Raw genomic sequence first — 17,101 nt, forward strand, 5'->3', positions numbered from 1 at the left:
AGCCGTGGCATAGCAATCTAAAAATACTTGCTCCCAGTAGGGTTTTAAACTAGGAGAATCGCTCAAAAGTTCTTCTAGTTCCCGTTGACTGCGCCTAATAGTTTCTTGCCAACCTCGATAATCCTCAACGTAATCAGTATAGCAAAGTTTGAGGCATTGTTCTAAGATGGTCGTTAACCGGTTGCGGAGTTCACGTTTTTGACTTCTGCCCAAACTTTCTATCTCCTCGATCAAGTTTTCCCAGTCAACTTTATCAAAGTTTTTTTGTTTTAAAAGAGTGATTGTTTCGTTCAGCCAGCCAACATAATCAGTTTCAATTATCATAAAACCTCTGAATTTTATCGGTTTGAATTTAGATAAAAAATAACCAATTATTGATTACAATAAACCATCCATTAAAGTGAGAATTTCGGAGATATTTTCGTGACTAGAATTGGTTTTCAGATGGTTTTCTAAAAGTTCCTTGAGAGCAACCAGTTTCAGACTATTTTCCGCCAAAGTATTAGCGATCGCAGGGGCAGCCCGCAGATAACCCGTAGCGCCTAAATCCATTAAAGCAGAACGACGCAGCTGTAATTCTTCCCCTTGCAAGGCCTTAATCAGAATATCGCCATAGTGGGGGTTAGCTGTGAGTTGATAGAGGGCGCGAGCAGCCGCATAACGCACTTTTTCGACGAAATGCTTTAAAAACGGTTCGATCAGGGGAATCGCTGCCGTCGCTTGCAGGGTTCCCAAAGCTTCGATAATCGCCTCGTAGGGTTGGACTAAATGGGGTTTTCCCGCCACTAAAACGGCCACTTCGATGCCACCCTCTAATAGTTTCTTTAAAGGTGCGATCGCGCTTCGATCCTGAAGCATTTCCAATGCTTGGGCCGCCGATTCACGCACATAATAATCCTCGCAGTCGAGACAGGCAATCAAGGCGGGAACACAACTGAGATCATCTAATTTCCCTAAAGCGCTGGCAGCGTTGCGTCGCAGGGGATAACCGCCGTCGGGAGTGCGATCGCTTTCGTCTTCTAAAGCGGCAATTAAGGCCGAAATCGCCTCCGGTTGACGAACACGAAATCTACCCAACCACCAAGCAGCATAATAACGCGCTCCTAGGTCTTCTCTTTGCTGGATATTAGCGATCGCTTGTTCAACAGTATAGGCCGGATTATCGACGGCAGCAGAGTAAGAATCGCTCATAGACAAGTGAAAATGGGTGTAGGGGAAGTGGGGTGTGGGGTGTGGGGTGTGGGGTGTGGGGTGTGGGGAAGTGGGGAAGTGGGGAAGTGGGGAAGTGGGGAAGTGGGGAAGTGGGGAAGTGGGGAAGTGGGGAGAATAAATAAAAGCTGCCTCCTGTCTCCTGTCTCCTTACTCCTTACTCCTGTCTCCTGACTCCTGTCTCGGAGAATACTGACGACCGACTCAGTTTTTCATAGTTGCCGCGCCATTGCCAATACCAGAATAAATTAAACCCCGTTGAGCATCGAGACTAATGATCACCCCTTCGCGGATAATTTTCGTGGCATCTTTAACCCCGACAATCACAGGAATACCCAATTTTAAACCGATAGTAGCGGCGTGATTGTTCATCGCATTATCTTCGGTGATAATTCCGCCAGCTTTCCGCATCATATCCACATATTCGGCGCTGGTGGTGGGAACGACTAAAATCTCCCCACTACTAAAACTACCCACTTCTCGGGCATTATGGGCTACTCGCGCCCGGCCACTAGCCACACCCTGGCCGATACCCGTACCCTTGCCCAAAAGGGATTTTACCACTTCCACCTTAATTAAATCCGTGGAACCGGCCACCCCTTGCAGAGTTCCCGCCGTCATCACCACTAAGTCACCATCCGCTAGGAGGTTATTTTCCTGGGCAAGATTCATCGCCACTTGAAAAGTTTGGCTGGTGGAGGGTAAATCGAGCAATAACATCGGTTTTACGCCCCAAACTAGCTGTAACTGCTGTGCCACTTCCCGATGGGGAGTAACGGCTAAAATCGGGGTTTTTGGGCGAAATCGCGAGACATTACGGGCAGTAGAGCCGGTTTTTGTCAGGGTAATAATTGCCGCTGCCCCCAATTGTTCGGCAATTTGACTAACTGCCGAGGAAATAGCGTTAGGAATCGATTGTTTATTGTTAGAGCGAGCGGCACTATTGATCTGTTCCCGTTCGATCCTTTCGGCAATGCGGGCCATGGTTGCCACCGCTTCGATGGGATAATGACCCACAGCCGTTTCATTGGAAAGCATGACCGCATCAGTGCCATCTAAAATCGCATTAGCCACGTCCGAAACCTCGGCGCGGGTGGGACGAGGATTACTGGCCATACTGTCAAGCATTTGAGTGGCGGTAATAATCGGGATACCTAGCTGATTAGCGGTGTTAATCAGGCGTTTTTGCAGGATTGGCACGTCTTCGGCGGGTAATTCTACTCCTAAATCTCCCCTAGCCACCATAACACCATCACAGAGGGATAAAATTGCCTCCATTTCCTCGATCGCTTCGTGTTTTTCAATTTTAGCGATTACGGGGATAGATTTACCCGCACTGGCGATTAATTCTTTAATTTCGAGGATATCTTGGGGATTACGCACAAAACTAAGGGCGATCCAATCCACATCCCACAGCAGTCCGAACATTAAATCTTTTTTGTCCTTATCGGTTAAAGCTTTCACCGACAGATAGACGTTGGGAAAATTTACCCCTTTATTACTGGATAAGACACCCCCAACCACTACGCGACAGGAAAGATCACCTTTCAAACGATCCACCGATTCCACCCGCATTTCGACTTTACCATCATCGAGGAGAATTCTCGAACCTTCTGGGACTTCTTGGGCCAGCGAGGGATAGCTAATGGAACTGATTTCCTGATTACATTCCACATCCCTAGAAGTAAGGATAAAATGTTCCCCCGGTTTCAGGGTAATCGACCCACAGGCAAATTTACCTAAACGAATTTTTGGTCCCTGTAGATCCTGAAGGATGCCAATCGGTTGATTGAGTTCAAAGGCTAACTGACGGATCAAGTTAATGCTGTGACGATGGTAATCGTGATCGCCATGGGAAAAGTTTAATCTAAATGTCGTCGCCCCCGCCTTGATCATCTGACGTAATGTTTCCTTATTTTGCGAGGCTGGGCCAATCGTGGCCACAATTTTAGTGCGACGGGGGAAAGACAGAGAGTGCATAGATAAGCAACTAAATGGGCGAAGTAAATATAGCAGCGTTTGGTACGCTTCGCTCATCTTCTCATAAATGGTTATATCCAGTGAAAAGTTAAAAGTAAAAAAACGGTGAGATCTACAAATCCCACCGTTTTAGATTGTTTAATCAATCAACTTAGCTTAGAAACGGAAAGTTGTCCGGATGACACCGACCACAATGGAGTTACCATCGTTGTTAGCGTTGAAGACCGCATAGGCACCGGGGGTAATCAGGATGTTTTTGGTGACTGGGAACTTATACTGAGCTTCTACCATGTAAGAGGTGCTGCTTTCTTTATCGGAACGGGGTACTTGACCACCACCTAAAGAGAAGGCCGCACCTTCGGCAAAGAGGTCGAGGACGGAAAGATTAAGGTTCCAAGACCAGATACCAGTGTTATTGTCTCCGATCGCATTATTAACACCAGTGGCCGAGGCATTGGCATAACCCCCCCATGCCCCTAGATTTAAGACTCCCGGGATAACCTGGGCGCTCGCTTGAAGACCGAAACGGTCAGCTACAGTAGCAACGTTACCGAAGGGACGCTCAGTCAGAGGGCTGCTGACGTTACCGAATAAACCAGAACTCATACTAGCCGCAGTTTGATAACTGCGAACATAGACGAAGTTAATATCGGCAAATTTGATGAAGGAGAAACCAACCTGAGCACCCGCACTGTAGGAACCGTTAAATAAACCGCTACCCGGGTTAGGATTGCTGGCACCATTAGTCCCACCCTCAGCTAGGTAGGTTCCTGTGACTTGGAAAACATCCCCGATATTAAATCTGACCGCCGCACCAACACCGGAAGGACCACGGAAAACGATGTTATTGTAGCGTTGACCGCGAGATAAAGCACCTGTACCGCTATCGGCGAGGAAGGGGTTAGCCGTAATAAAAACGTCATCTAGGTTTAACTGGTTAGCACCAACCCAAACGGTGATGTTACCGAAGGGAGTACCGATGGGAGCGCGGTAGAACAAGTCATCGATGGTGACATCGTTGTCACGACCATCATCGTATGCTAGACGGGTCATGTTGGTTCTCGTCGGACCGTTTTGGTTGAAGGTATTGTTAAAGTTACCTGCTTGTAAACGGGTTCTTAACAAATCTTTACCGGTGAAACTGGTTTCAAAGTTGAGACGAACCCGATTATTAAATACTGTTTGAGTTTCATCTTGATTGCTGCCCTCAGTCACCGTACCGTCGGTATTTCTAATGGAAGCTTGACCACCCCAGCTATCGGCGATACTGAATATCACCTCACCTCTGAGTTTGGTGGTGGTGGAAAATTGATTGTTTTCCAAGAAAGCAACGCGCTGTTCAAGGTTATCCACTCTAGCTCCTAAAGCCGCTAGTTCGGTTTCAAATTCTTGAACAAGACGTTTTAATTTATCGATATCTTCTCTGAGTACCCCGACACCATCTTGAATTAAACGTTCCATGACGTTTAAACAAGCGTTTAAACCTGCGGCAAATTCCCAACGAGTGGTGGCGCGATCACCGCGGAAGGTACGGTCGGGAAAACCCACGATACAACCGTAACGTTCCACAAGACTTCTTAATGCCTCGTAGGCCCAAGCGGTGGGAGATACGTCCCGCAGTTGGTTAACGCTAGTCACCTGGGACATGGAACCCTGATAAACACCCGTATTAATCTGCTGACTATTTTGGGCGCGTTGAATGCGATCGAGTTGTTGTTGCGCAGCCGGATCAATTTTCAGTTGAGGTGTCCCCGGCATAGTTTGAGCCACTGCGCTGCCAGCCGCCGCCACGGAAGCCCCTAATACTAAAGGAGTTACCTTGACTAAATTCTTGAATAGTTTTGACATGGGTCAATCCTCACACCTTACTCTATGGATTGAATGGACTATGAATACAAACAGACTATATATTTAGCCTGAATTATACTGATATTCTATGCTAATTCCCCCTTGGCTGGGTTAAGTTAATTTTATGATATGACAGAAAAATTTCTGTCTGCTCTTATTAAAATTAGAACCTACGCACTTGACAAATTAACCATGATGTGCATCGATAAAAATTGGTCGTTTCAGACTTTTGGCGATTAACTTCCCAACGATAGCGATCGCTAAAAAGTGATCAAGAAATCAGGTTAAAATGCCCGAAACCCTTCTAGCACATTTAGTCAATCCTGTCAATAGGCAAAACCTAAAGATTTTATTAAAATCTCAGCCTTTTCAGTTATCAGTGATCAGTTATCAGTGATCAGATGTGAGTTTTCAGTTCACGAGGGACGAATCTAAGACCTAATTAGTTAAGCTAAAAGCTTTGATGTGCTTAGTTTCTAACCTTCTTTTTGGGTAGAAGAATTGTCAGATTCTGTCTTTTGCCTCTTGCCTGTTGCCTCTTGCCTTCAGTAGCTGATTACTGTTCACTGATCACTGATAAAATCTCCCCACCTCCCTAAAAATAAGTAGGTAGGTGTTAAAAACTGTCAGATCCCCCCGCCTATCGGCACCCCCCTTATCAAGGGGGGCAGGGGGGATCAAAGACAAAATCTATCTTCAATTTAATTGTAACCAGCTACTTAGTTGTTTAAACTAGGCTCGATCGAGTAAGTTAGAATCGAGGATGATAGATGGGGTTAGAATATAGCTCGACTCTAGAAGTTAAAAACAGCAAGATTGCTGCTGAAAGCTGACGGCTAATAGCTCACCGCTATAGATAAAGACTCGATTCTTGAATTTAAGCACCGAGAAGGGAGATAAAGATGGTCAATTTTGGGCTGAATTCGGCCAGTATCTTGGGAATTTTTCTGGCAGTGGCCGGAGCCGGGTTATACTTCCTGCGCTCGGTGCGGCCAGAACTTTCCAGGGATCATGATATATTTTTTGCCGCCGTTGGTTTACTGTGCGGTTTAATTCTACTTTTTCAAGGGTGGCGACTGGATCCGATTTTGCAATTCGGACAATTTTTGCTGACTGGGGCAGCGGTGTTTTTTGCCTTCGAGACGGTAAAACTAAGGGGTTTAACCACGGAACAGGCCCGCCGCGGCACGTCTTTTGTGGATGAACGTCCTGTGAGTCGGGAATATCGGGCCGAATTGGAACCCCTCGACACCTACGAACCAGAGGAACGTTACGAAGATAATCCCCGTTTACGCGGTTACGAGGATCCCCGCTCTTCGCGCACTTCTACTTCTAGTTATCAGGATGAGGAACCCCGTAGCACCCGTACCCGTCGGCCGGCCGATACTAGCAATCGCAAAACCAGTAATCGTCGTCCCCGCAATAGTTCCCCCACTAGCGATCGAGATGTTTATGATCAGCGCCGTAGCGGTGATGATTGGGAAGAAACCAGTTCCCGTCCCCGTCGTCGTCCCGCTAGTGAAGAGACGAGCAGTAAACCACCCCGCACTAGCCAAAAACGTCGTACTCGCCCAATAATTGAGGATGATCCGCCATTTAAAGGGGAATACGTCGATTATCAACCGATCGATCCTAGCGATACGAGCGATCGAGAAGATTGGCAGAGACCGGATAATAGTGAACGGGAGTCGAGTAATGATCATCCGACTAGGTTTGATTATTAAGGAGTAGGTCCAATGACCAAAGCTCCCTTTTTCCTGTTTATCTGCTTGTTTTTAGGGGTTATAGGCGGTTGTAATCTCAATAACCCCGGTTTATCTACAGGAACCCTCAATAGTCGCTATAATGACGAAAAACCTGCCCTGAGCGGTGATGGTCGTTGGCTGGCTTTGCTGTCTAATCGTCGCGGTAGTAATCAGATACTGCTGTATGATTTGCAGACAAAACAATACCAGGCCTTAGGGGGACTATATACGGGTCAAGAAATTACCGATAGCCCTAGTTTAAGCCAAACGGGGCGTTATCTGGCTTATGTGGTGATTATTGAAGGTCGTCCCGTCATCGCTTTATATGATCGCATTACCGATCGCTCTGAGTTATTGAGTCAAAATTATCGCGGTTGGTTGCGAAATCCCCGTCTTAGTCCCGATGGTCGTTATCTTGTCTTTGAGTCCGCTCGTCGGGGACAATGGGATGTGGAGGTTCTCGATCGCGGTCCGAATATCGAGTTAGATATTGCCGATGGCAGTCCCGTTGAAAGTCCCAAACCGTGAAACGTCATTTTTTTATTAGTCTTGTTGCTGTAATTAGTTTGTTAACTGGATGTGCGGGTTATCCCAGTTTATTGTCTTTTCCTTTCGATCGAGGGGGGAGAAGTTTAAATAGTGCTGCTAGTGAATTAACTCCCTATCTTGCCTCTCGCTATCTCGTTTTTGCTTCCGATCGCAATGGTTCCCAAGCTATCTATCTTTTTGATGCTATTGATCGCCGTTTACTGCCTTTACCCGGCCTAAATTCTCTCGATCAGATCGCTTCTAGTCCTTCCATTAGTGAAGATGGTCGTTATATCGTTTTTACTGCTAGTCGTCAGGGAAAAACGACTATTTATCTGTACGATCGACAAACTGAACAGAGAAGGGAAATTGCTCCCGATCTCCTCGCAGAAGTACGCAATCCGATCATCAGTGCCGATGGTTCTAAAGTGGCTTTTGAAGCGGCAAAAAATGGGCAATGGGATATTATGATTTACGATCTATCCGGACGGGTATTAGTCAATGAAAATCAGTGATCATTAGACCTCTTATAAAAATAAAAAATTGTTGTTAGGGTTAGGAGTCAGTAGCCAGTAGCCAGTAGTCCGTAGTCAGGAGAATTAAGAATGCATAATAATCAATTAAATGGTCTATTGACAGATTTTATGCCATTTAATCCTTATTTTTGCCGTTTTTGAGCCATCAAAAATTATCTTAAACCCATAGCTTTTAGTCGATGTTCTAGAAATTGTTTTCCCTGTTTTTCCCCGTCAGCAATCAGACGCTGGATATTGGCAGGAGAGCGATCGAGTTTACTTTCATAGTTGAGACTATTGGCTAATTCCGCCGACATTTCGATCATAGGAATATGATAATTCTGATCGAGATCTTCTGGGAAAGATTTAGGAATTTTTAATGGTTCTGTTAATCCGATCTCGCTCAAAAATTCCTCTTTAAAGGCTCCTTTGAGAAATAATTGATTGAGAAAGTCAATCTGATCGAGACCTTGAAATAGGGAAACATTGCCTTCTAATTCATTACGGCGATCAGCAATATCATCGGATTGCACGGGGATCTTATCTCTGGAGGTGGGATTAATTTTAATTACCCAAATTTCATCGGGAATATTTTCGATTCCAACAAATTCACGGCGAATTAAAGAACGGATGGGGGGATTATCAGAAAATAGTCCATCCCAGTAGGCCATAGTTTCAATGGTGACAGCAGGAAAAATGTTAGGAACACAAGCAGAAGCTAGGATATGTTCAATTTTAACTGCTTCCTGGCGCGAGTTAAATTTACTTAATTTTCCTGTCAGGATATTACAGGCCCCCATTAATAAAATTGGTGGTTCTGGTTTAGCTCCCCAAGTGGCTAATTCCGAGAAGTCAATATGCGCTCTTAGTAACTGATCAAAGTTGGTAAAGCGACTGCGTAAACCATAGGTAGCTATAGAAAATAAGGTTTTAGTAATCGGAGAGGAAGGACTGAGATTATACTGGGGAATTAATCCTTTGCTGGCCAATTCTAGAGCTTTAATAGCTGAGTCATTAAATAGTTGTTCTTGGGGAGTTCGAGCGCTATTATCTTCCCAAAAATCAATCATTCTTTTCCAAACGACGCTATCACCTTTTTTGAGAGCATACCAGGTGAAAAATGCACAGATAGCACCGCCAGAAGTACCACTGAGACTGACAATATTAAAGTAATCTTGCACTTTATTGTCAAATAATGCTTTTAATGCACCGGCAGTAAAAGCAGTTTGACTGCCGCCTCCCTGACAAGCGATCGCGATTTTGGCTTTCATAAATATCCTTATCTCCTGAATGGCTTCTATCTAAGTCCTAAGTAGGGAGGCACAATTATTTGTAGGATGGGTTAGCGGTAGCGTAAACTATGCGGGCGTTGGGTTTCATGCTTCAACCCAACCTACGTTCATCTTATATTTAATTCCACCCACCTACTTAGGGCTTTAATTTAAGGTTAATTGAAAACTTAGAATCGGATGCAAAAATATAGAAAATTTTCTGATTTTCATAGAGCGGCTCGGGAGATGTTGCTATCACTTCTAGAAAAGAACAGGGTTTCAAGGGAATTTTCTAGGTAATTAGCTGAAGCCATCAGCCAGAACAAGGTGATAATAACTAGAACAATGGCTAATTAATCGGATAACTGATAACTGATAACTGATAACTGATAACTGATAACTGATAACTGATAACTGATAACTGATAACTGATAACTGATAACTGATAACTGATAACTGATAACTGATAACTGATAACTCTGATAACTGATAGATTAAATTACCGTCCCGTCGGGAATAGTGGCATTTTTGAAAATAACCACGATGCCGCTGCGAACATAGAAACCTAAATCTTCGCGATTAGCTTCTTCCACACGATCTTTGTTAACAATTAAAACATTGGAACCAATGCGAGCATTTTTGTCCACAATTGCCCGACGAATAGTGGAACCGGGACCGATACCCACGGGAACTTTGGCATTTCCGATCAGACTTTCCCGTTCGGGGAAAGACTCATAAAAGTCGGCTCCCATCAGCATTGTATCCTCGATCGTGCAGTCTTTGCCGACTCGACTACGAATACCTAAAATCGAGTGATGGATGCGAGATTCTTTGAGAATACAACCTTCAGAAATCATCGATTCTGTCACCGTACAATTGAGCATTTTTGTCGGTGGCAGATAGCGAGAACGGGTATAGATGGGGGCTTTTTCGTCGTAGAAACTAAAGGCGGGATTGGGTTGTTGAGTCAGGGCGAGATTAGACTCATAAAAGGCTTCAATCGTGCCGATATCTTCCCAGTAACCTTTAAATAAATAAGCCTGAAGATTGTAGTCTTTAGCGGCCGAGGGAATAATTTCCTTACCGAAATCGGTCTGTTCTTTATTGGCATCGAGCAGATCGATTAAAACATTCTTTTTAAAGACATAAATTCCCATGGAAGCGATGTAGGGACTTTGACGAGCTTGGTCGGGACTTAAGCCTAAAATCGTCGTATCTACCCGCATTCTTTCCAATTCTGCCCCTTTGGGTTTCTCATAAAAATCGACAATTCGCCCCGAATCATTAATTTTCATCACCCCAAAAGCGGAGGCCCGACGTTCATCGATGGGAACCACCGATAAAGTGATATCGGCGTTAGTTTCCCGATGACGTTCGATGAACTTGCTGTAGTCCATGCGATAGAGATGATCTCCCGAGAGAATGAGATATTCATCGATATCCCAATCCTTCATCGTCCAGATATATTGTCGTACTGCGTCGGCTGTGCCTTGGAACCATTGAGGATTCTCCATGGTTTGTTGAGCCGCCAAAACTTCCACGAAACCATCACTAAAACCCGTAAAATTATAGGTACGATTGAGGTGACGATTGAGGGAAGCGGAATTAAATTGCGTCAACACATAGATTTTGTCAATCTGGGAGTTAATACAATTGCTGACGGGAATATCGATTAAGCGATATTTTCCCGCTAGGGGGACGGCGGGTTTTGCCCGCAGTTTCGTTAACGGATAAAGGCGAGTTCCAGCCCCGCCACCCAAAATAATAGCTAATACTTTTTTCACGCGCGTAACCCTCGCGATTGGCTGTTTCCTTCTCAAAGTAAGTGTAGGATGATAGCGCACCTTATTGATAGAGGGGAAACAAAAATCTAGATCTAAAAGTCATCAAGAGGGAATCGATGGGAGTCTTTGCGGATAAATTCGCTAAAATCATGAATTTCTGGGCTAAATCATTAATATTCACCTTTTTTCTTCCTTTACCTTACCTAATGCCCGCCACGGTGACGGGCAATCGCTGTTCTTGGTTAGCCCAAGGTTCCGATGTACAGACTTTCGGTAAACAAGGCCAAAGCGGGAAAGCTGGCAAGGTCGGCGGCCAAGGCAAAAATAGTGACAGTTTAACCCTTTTTCTCGATGGTTCTCCCCTAAAACTCGATATTTCAGGACAAAAAGGGGTCGATGGTGAAAATGGCAGCAATGGCAGCGATGGCAACTGTAGCGGTCAACCTAGCAACGTAACACGAAATCTTCAGGCGGCCGGTGGTGGTAACGGTGGCAATGGGGGTGATGGGGGTGATGGGGGCAATGGCGGCGCTTTAACCCTCTATGCCACTAATTTAGATTTTTTAAGACAAGTAACGGTCAATGCGGCCGGAGGCGCCGGGGGTTTTGGGGGTCAAGGAGGCCAGGGGGGCAAGGGTTGTCGCTGTTCCCAACCTTTCTGGACAATTCAAACCTGCAGCGGTAGGCCGGGTGATGCCAATTATAGCTGTACCACCAGAGAATTTAGCTGTCAGGATGGTCTCGATGGGGCGACGGGTAATAGTGGTCGTAACGGTCGCGGGGGACGTTTAGGACAGTTAACTTTAATTCAAATCGATCGCCCTTTAACTGCCGATCAACCGAGCGCAACTGTTCCCCTGTCGGAGTTAAAAGAACGGGGTTATATTCTCTCTAAAAATAGTTGGGAAACTCGCACTGGGGCAGTGTCTTTATTTTCCCCCGGTTCCCTGATCGATGATCAATATCGGATTTTATTAGATCGATCGGAACGTTCTTTTATTTTAATTTGGAATGCGCCCCAAGAGTTTAACCGGTTTGCTAATCAGCGTTTTACTTTAACCCTCGATGATCAAAAGGAAATGAAGGTAACTGTCCCCAGTGAACTCTGGATCGAGGGAACCACTCAAAAACGCAATAATGTTACGGAATTTGTCGTTTACAATGCTGTTTTTGAACGAGATGTCACCCAATTAGAAGCAAAAGGTATTACAGGAAATGGTACTGATTTAAGGCTTTTTCTCGAAGATAAAGCTTCCCAATCGAATTTAATTGGCACTAAATTTAAACTGCGTTATCGCATCACCCGTTGGCAAGCAGACGACCTGCAAACCAGTCCCAGAACTGATTTTGTCACTCGCTATGAAGGAGATATGCCTGCTAATTTAGTCCGACAGGACGGCAATCAATTTATTCTGGATATCGGTCAATTACCCTTACCTGTGGAATCTTTGCGATCGGGTACTGGGGTAGAAATCGAGTTACTTGCTACTCGTTCTTTTGCTGGTTATTCCAAAGAACAAAAAATCGTCATCCGCGACACGATTAAAGGATCAAATATCCTGCGGAGATAAGTCAAAAAAGTCCCCTTCTCCTTTCTCCGGTGCAGTGTTAACCAGTAATTTAGATAGTCAACTTAAGTAGCTGGTTATAATTAAATTAAAAATAGATTTTAGGTTCGATCCCCCCTTAGTCCTAGGGTTGATTCATAGTAGGGTTGATTCATGAATCAACCCTACCCTTAGTCCCCCCTTGATAAGGGTGGTGTCTGATAATTTTTAACGCCTACCTACTTACCAAAAAGCTTTAAAATATGTTGAGAGGAAGACTGGTTATTCTCTGGGGTTCACCAGAGAATGTCCCGATCAGCGAAAAAATCAAGGGGAAAATGGGCAGTATTTTAAGTGTGGCGCCGATGATGGATTATACCGATCGCCATTTTCGCTATTTTTTGCGACAAATTAGCCGTCGTCCCCTTCTCTACACGGAAATGATCACGACGATGGCGATCAAACACGGCGATCGCTATAAGTTGCTGGGGTTCTCCCTAGCAGAAAAACCTCTAGCTTTGCAGTTAGGAGGTGATAATCCCTATCTTTTGGCAGAATGTGCCAAAATAGCCGAAGATATGGGTTATGACGAGGTAAATCTCAATGTGGGTTGTCCCAGTTCTAGGGTAAAAGAGGGCAATTTCGGCGCTTGTTTGATGGCTAACCCGGAATTAGTCGCTAGGGGAATATCGGCAATGAATCAAGCTGTATCGATTCCCGTGACTGTAAAACAGAGAATTGGCATTGATGATCAGGATAGTTACGAAAATATGGCCAATTTTGTCCGTATTGTTGCGGATGCGGGTTGTCAACGTTTTACCATCCATGCGCGGAAAGCTTGGTTACAGGGATTAAGTCCCAAGGAAAATCGCACCGTTCCCCCCCTACGTTACGATGATGTTTATCGCCTAAAAAATCAGTTTCCCCATTTGTTTATTGAAATTAATGGCGGTATCATTAATTTAGAACAGGCTAGACAACATTTACAATTAGTAGATGCAGTTATGATCGGTCGGGCAGCCTACGATAATCCCTATTTATTTGCCACAGTCGATCGAGATTTTTATGGGGAATCGGTTACTCCTCCTACCCGGGAAGAAGTAATCAAAAAAATGCTTCCCTACATCGATGAGTGGGTGAGTAAAGGTTATAAATTACACCAGATCAGCAAACATCTTTTACAGCTTTTTGCCGGTCAGCCCGGAACTAAGGCCTGGAAGCGTTATATTAGTGAAAATAGCCATTTTCCTGGGGCCGATTCCGGGGTAATCTGGCAAGCTTTACAGCAGGTAAACTCCCTAAATGATCTGGCTAGTTCCCATTGATTTATTTTCTTTTCTATGATTACCCAATCCTCAATTACTGCCGGGGTAAAAAATTCAGCTATGGCGGATTTTGTTTATCAACCTCCCCCGGCAGCTATCACAGCTAAACGTATTTTAATTAAACCTAATTTAGGTTATCCTGTGCCTCCACCGGTAACGGTTAGTCTGCCGGTATTAAGTCAAGTTTTGCGGGGATTAAGAGGGGTAAATCCAGGGGCAGAAATTATCTTATTAGAGGGTGTTTGTTCGGCTATTTCTTTAAGAGAAATTATCGATATTTTGGGTGTAAAATCTATTCTCGATCCTGGAATAAATATTCTTGATGCTGATAGTTTAACCCAGCAAGAATATCCGAATCTTTCCCCTTTTCCTGTCCGGTTTCCCTCGATGTTTGCCCCTAAAATTATCGAAGAAGTGGATTGTCGGATCACGATTGGAACCCTAAAACGCACCCATTTAAAGGATAAACCCTTGATTTCTGCTTCTTTAAAAAATCTCTATGGACTCTTTCCCCGTAGTCATTATCAGGCCCGTAGTCCCAACTCGCGGGGGCAATTACATCGCCCCTCCGTACCGCTAATTTTACAGGATGTTTATTTTTGTATCGGTCATCTTTTTGATGGGGCAGTGGTGGACGCTAATCTCAAATATTTTAGTAGTAATTGGCGACCCGATCGAGGAAAATCTATTCCCCTGGGTCAGGTGTTTTGGGGTGATGATATGATTAGCGTGGATCGCAGTGCTTGTCTGTTAGGTGATGAACCGATGCCAAGTTATTTAGATGCGATCGATTTGCTTCGTTCTCAACTTTTAAACGGAACCAATTAGGGTTAAAAAAGTTTCTTGGTGGGGTTAGGAGTCAGGAGTCGGTCGTCAGGAGTCAGGAGGGGAAGTCAGAATAACAGAATGACCTCGCGCAATCCTGTTTAAAAAATATACAGGAGAGTGGGGATCACCGGAGCGGGGTAGGGTTGATTCATGAATCAACCCTACCTGGAATCAACCCTAGGAGCGGGGGAGGGGAACAGTCCATAACTGGGTTTTTACGGAAGCGAGCGAGGTAGGGTTTGGCATTCTCCGAGATTAACCCATTGTCGAGTGAACTGCTCTTTAGGTTGCCCAAAAACCCCCCTCGGTGAGCGGTTATGCGTCTATCCAGATGCTGCCGTCTTCGATGCGAAGGGGATAAACGGGTAAAGCTTGGGGTTGAGAAACTGCCGCCATCGCTTTGTTAACCACAGGGGGCCAGGTAATCCAGTCTTTGACAGCACCGCTACAGAGATCAAAAGAACTACGATGCCAGGGACAAACGATCGCGCCGTCCTCGCTAATTTTACCTTTCGTCATCGATAATTTTAAATGGGGACAACGGTTGCCGACGGCGTGGAATTGACCGTTATTGTTAATCAAGAGAATGGAATTTTCCCCCACTTTTACCACTTGACGGGCGCCGGGGGCAAGGGAATCTACAGATAATACTTTTGTCCAACTCATATTTTTATTTAACTAAGGGAGAGATCAAGAATGGTTTCGGGGTAATTTTGGGCAATAATGTCCTGTTTAGCCCATTGTTGGTAATCTTGCAACAATTGACTCATTAAACGCTGTTTAATCCGCAATAAAACCCCTTTTAAGAGACTATTGCCAGTGATTTCTAATAACGGACGCGGGGTTAACCATAATGGTGGTGGTAGAGCGACTTTCACCTCAAGATTGGCTTTTCCCGCTAGATAGGTTTGATTATTTTTTTCCACAGGAGCGAGTTTGCCTTTAACATTGAGGCTAAAGCGATCGTTGATATAATCAATACCTTTGATCTGACAGTCTTCTGATTGCAAAAATATCGTCCCCCCAGAGGTGGCCCAGACATTGAGGATAACCGTGGGCTGAAAATAGTACAAATTCAAAAAGTTTAGGGGACGCATTTTCAGGCGAAACCGATGCTCAGACAAGTGTTCCGTTAAGCTAGTCTCAACGATAGCCTGTACTAATCTTTGCGGTTGACGCAGATAATGCTGAATCGGTATGGTTTGTTCAGCAACAACAATTTCTAGGGATTCGGCAGCGGTAAAAGTTACTTCCATACGTTGGTTATCTTAAATTTGTCTCCCTTCTTAATTTTACTTTACAAAACTTATACTTTTCGACGGTCCAGATGTAGAAATTTTACCGCTAAGAGGGGACACAAACCAGATTTTTGCCCAAAGTTGGGCTTTTTTCAGTGATCAGTGGGGGGTTTTAAGTCAAGAGTGGGGAGAAGGGAGACCACTTCGTGTGCGTTGCGGGGGTGATGGGAAGTGTCGTGAAGTGAAGTCAAAAAGACTAACAGCCTCTACAATGATAACAAGTGAGACCTCTAGGGAAAGGAAAATGATTATAATGAGGACGAGAGAGTCAATTAAAGTCTTAATTGCTGACGATCATGACCTAACTCGTTTAGGACTCAAGATTTTAATTTCCCAGCAGCAGCATTGTTAGGTGGTGGGAATTGCGGTTAATGGTCAATAGGCGATCGACTTGGCGAAAAGTTGTCAACCGGATGTAATTATTTTAGATATAGGGATGCCTGTCTTAAATGGACAGAGCGCCGCTATTCAGATCAAACAATTCTACCCTTATATTCGCATTATCGCCTATAGTTCCTTGGCAAAGCTTCCAATGGAAAAAAATAATCAAAGTACAGTCTTTGACCTATACTGCTCTAAAGATATATCTTCCCAAGATCTGATCAAAGCGATCGATGACTTGGGAAAATTAGCACAATCGGACAAATCTCAATTCCGTCGAGTCGGATAGTTAACTAAGTTTTTCTTCAGGAAAAGTTGCTTGAAACTCATCGAGTAATTCATCCAACTCCTCAAGAGCTTGATTGACATCTAATCTCAGTCCCCCAATGTCGGGTTTATCGCGCAATTGCAGTAAATAATCGCGTTTATTAGCCATTTGTTTCACTTTATCGATCAAGCTGGTTTTATCCATAATTCACCCTCTGGTACTGACTGCGATTATATCTCAGTCAGCCCCTATCAGTGAACAGTGATCGGTGAACAGTGAACAGCCAGTGATCACCAGTAAGCTGTTGACTATCTAAATTACTCGTTAAGATTGCAGGGGAGCGCCGGAGCCGCGGAGCAGGGAGAGGCAGTTTGAGCATTTGTACTAAAATTTCCAATTAAATTCAGTACAGCTTAACTGATAACTGATAACTGATAACTGATAACTGATAACTGAGGTTCTTCGTTACTTGGTATGATTCGATATGGGGGCATAAATCGACTAAATCCTTATCTGGTAAGAGATTTAATTGATTAGTTCGCTCTAGATCAAAAACAATTGACAAAAATGGCCA

At 44.4% G+C, this 17,101-nt stretch carries 16 protein-coding genes; 7 read left to right on the plus strand and 9 right to left on the minus strand.

The window, feature by feature from the left end:
- The 4 genes from EWV66_RS05420 to EWV66_RS05435 form a co-directional block, all read right to left on the minus strand.
- On the minus strand, positions 1-324 hold a 324-nt coding region (locus tag EWV66_RS05420), incomplete at its 3' end, for a DUF29 domain-containing protein (RefSeq protein ID WP_287109247.1).
- A 54-nt stretch (positions 325-378) separates the two neighbouring features.
- Positions 379-1,191, minus strand: coding sequence for a C-phycocyanin alpha-cysteine-84 phycocyanobilin lyase subunit CpcE (gene cpcE, locus EWV66_RS05425; protein ID WP_287109246.1), 813 nt, complete (start codon positions 1,189-1,191; stop codon positions 379-381).
- A gap of 222 nt (positions 1,192-1,413) precedes the next feature.
- Positions 1,414-3,189, minus strand: coding sequence for a pyruvate kinase (gene pyk, locus EWV66_RS05430; RefSeq protein ID WP_052277706.1), 1,776 nt, complete (start codon positions 3,187-3,189; stop codon positions 1,414-1,416).
- Positions 3,190-3,345: 156 nt separating this feature from the next.
- Entirely contained in the window at positions 3,346-5,037 is a 1,692-nt protein-coding gene (locus EWV66_RS05435; RefSeq protein WP_287109244.1) for an iron uptake porin, read from the minus strand.
- Between the two features lie 902 nt (positions 5,038-5,939).
- Between EWV66_RS05435 and EWV66_RS05440 the strand changes: the two genes are divergently transcribed.
- Genes EWV66_RS05440 through EWV66_RS05450 form a run of 3 tightly spaced genes read left to right on the plus strand, consistent with a single transcriptional unit; the run spans position 5,940 to position 7,825 of the window.
- Positions 5,940-6,761, plus strand: a complete 822-nt coding sequence (locus EWV66_RS05440) for a Ycf66 family protein (protein WP_287109243.1) — start codon at positions 5,940-5,942, stop codon at positions 6,759-6,761.
- 12 nt (positions 6,762-6,773) lie between these two features.
- Positions 6,774-7,310, plus strand: a complete 537-nt coding sequence (locus EWV66_RS05445; protein ID WP_052277709.1) for a TolB family protein — start codon at positions 6,774-6,776, stop codon at positions 7,308-7,310.
- Positions 7,307-7,825 (plus strand): TolB family protein, encoded by a 519-nt coding sequence (locus EWV66_RS05450; RefSeq protein ID WP_052277710.1) that lies wholly within the window; start codon positions 7,307-7,309, stop codon positions 7,823-7,825. The genes EWV66_RS05445 and EWV66_RS05450 overlap by 4 nt, the downstream gene beginning before the upstream one ends.
- A gap of 173 nt (positions 7,826-7,998) precedes the next feature.
- Here the strand turns inward: EWV66_RS05450 and EWV66_RS05455 are convergent, their stop codons facing one another.
- Positions 7,999-9,096 (minus strand): patatin-like phospholipase family protein, encoded by a 1,098-nt coding sequence (locus EWV66_RS05455; protein WP_287109242.1) that lies wholly within the window; start codon positions 9,094-9,096, stop codon positions 7,999-8,001.
- Positions 9,097-9,590: 494 nt separating this feature from the next.
- Entirely contained in the window at positions 9,591-10,880 is a 1,290-nt protein-coding gene (locus tag EWV66_RS05460) for a glucose-1-phosphate adenylyltransferase (RefSeq protein WP_052277712.1), read from the minus strand.
- Between the two features lie 206 nt (positions 10,881-11,086).
- Here EWV66_RS05460 and EWV66_RS05465 point away from each other — a divergent pair, with 206 nt between their 5' ends.
- From EWV66_RS05465 to EWV66_RS05475, 3 genes are all read left to right on the plus strand, one after another.
- The gene (locus EWV66_RS05465) at positions 11,087-12,451 is read left to right on the plus strand and encodes a collagen-like protein (RefSeq protein WP_287109248.1); all 1,365 of its coding nucleotides are present in this window, start codon (positions 11,087-11,089) and stop codon (positions 12,449-12,451) included.
- Between the two features lie 314 nt (positions 12,452-12,765).
- Positions 12,766-13,752 carry a tRNA dihydrouridine(20/20a) synthase DusA gene (gene dusA / locus EWV66_RS05470; protein WP_052278540.1) on the plus strand — a complete coding sequence of 329 codons (987 nt, stop codon included), beginning with the start codon at positions 12,766-12,768 and terminating at the stop codon, positions 13,750-13,752.
- Positions 13,753-13,767: 15 nt separating this feature from the next.
- Positions 13,768-14,580, plus strand: coding sequence for a DUF362 domain-containing protein (locus tag EWV66_RS05475; protein ID WP_052277713.1), 813 nt, complete (start codon positions 13,768-13,770; stop codon positions 14,578-14,580).
- A 315-nt stretch (positions 14,581-14,895) separates the two neighbouring features.
- On the opposite strand, the gene EWV66_RS05480 is transcribed toward EWV66_RS05475, so the two are convergent.
- On the minus strand, positions 14,896-15,246 hold the full coding sequence (locus EWV66_RS05480) for a Rieske (2Fe-2S) protein (RefSeq protein ID WP_052277714.1): 351 nt from the start codon (positions 15,244-15,246) through the stop codon (positions 14,896-14,898).
- Positions 15,247-15,254: 8 nt separating this feature from the next.
- The gene (locus EWV66_RS05485) at positions 15,255-15,836 is read right to left on the minus strand and encodes a DUF1997 domain-containing protein (protein WP_052277715.1); all 582 of its coding nucleotides are present in this window, start codon (positions 15,834-15,836) and stop codon (positions 15,255-15,257) included.
- A 433-nt stretch (positions 15,837-16,269) separates the two neighbouring features.
- Between EWV66_RS05485 and EWV66_RS05490 the strand changes: the two genes are divergently transcribed.
- Positions 16,270-16,548 (plus strand): response regulator, encoded by a 279-nt coding sequence (locus tag EWV66_RS05490; protein WP_052277716.1) that lies wholly within the window; start codon positions 16,270-16,272, stop codon positions 16,546-16,548.
- On the opposite strand, the gene EWV66_RS05495 is transcribed toward EWV66_RS05490, so the two are convergent.
- Complete coding sequence (locus EWV66_RS05495; protein ID WP_002734024.1) at positions 16,549-16,731, minus strand: hypothetical protein; 183 nt, start codon at positions 16,729-16,731, stop codon at positions 16,549-16,551.
- Between the last annotated feature and the right edge of the window lie 370 nt (positions 16,732-17,101).

The organism is Microcystis sp. M_OC_Ca_00000000_C217Col, from assembly GCF_007095585.1.
GTDB classification, from domain to species: domain Bacteria; phylum Cyanobacteriota; class Cyanobacteriia; order Cyanobacteriales; family Microcystaceae; genus Microcystis; species Microcystis panniformis.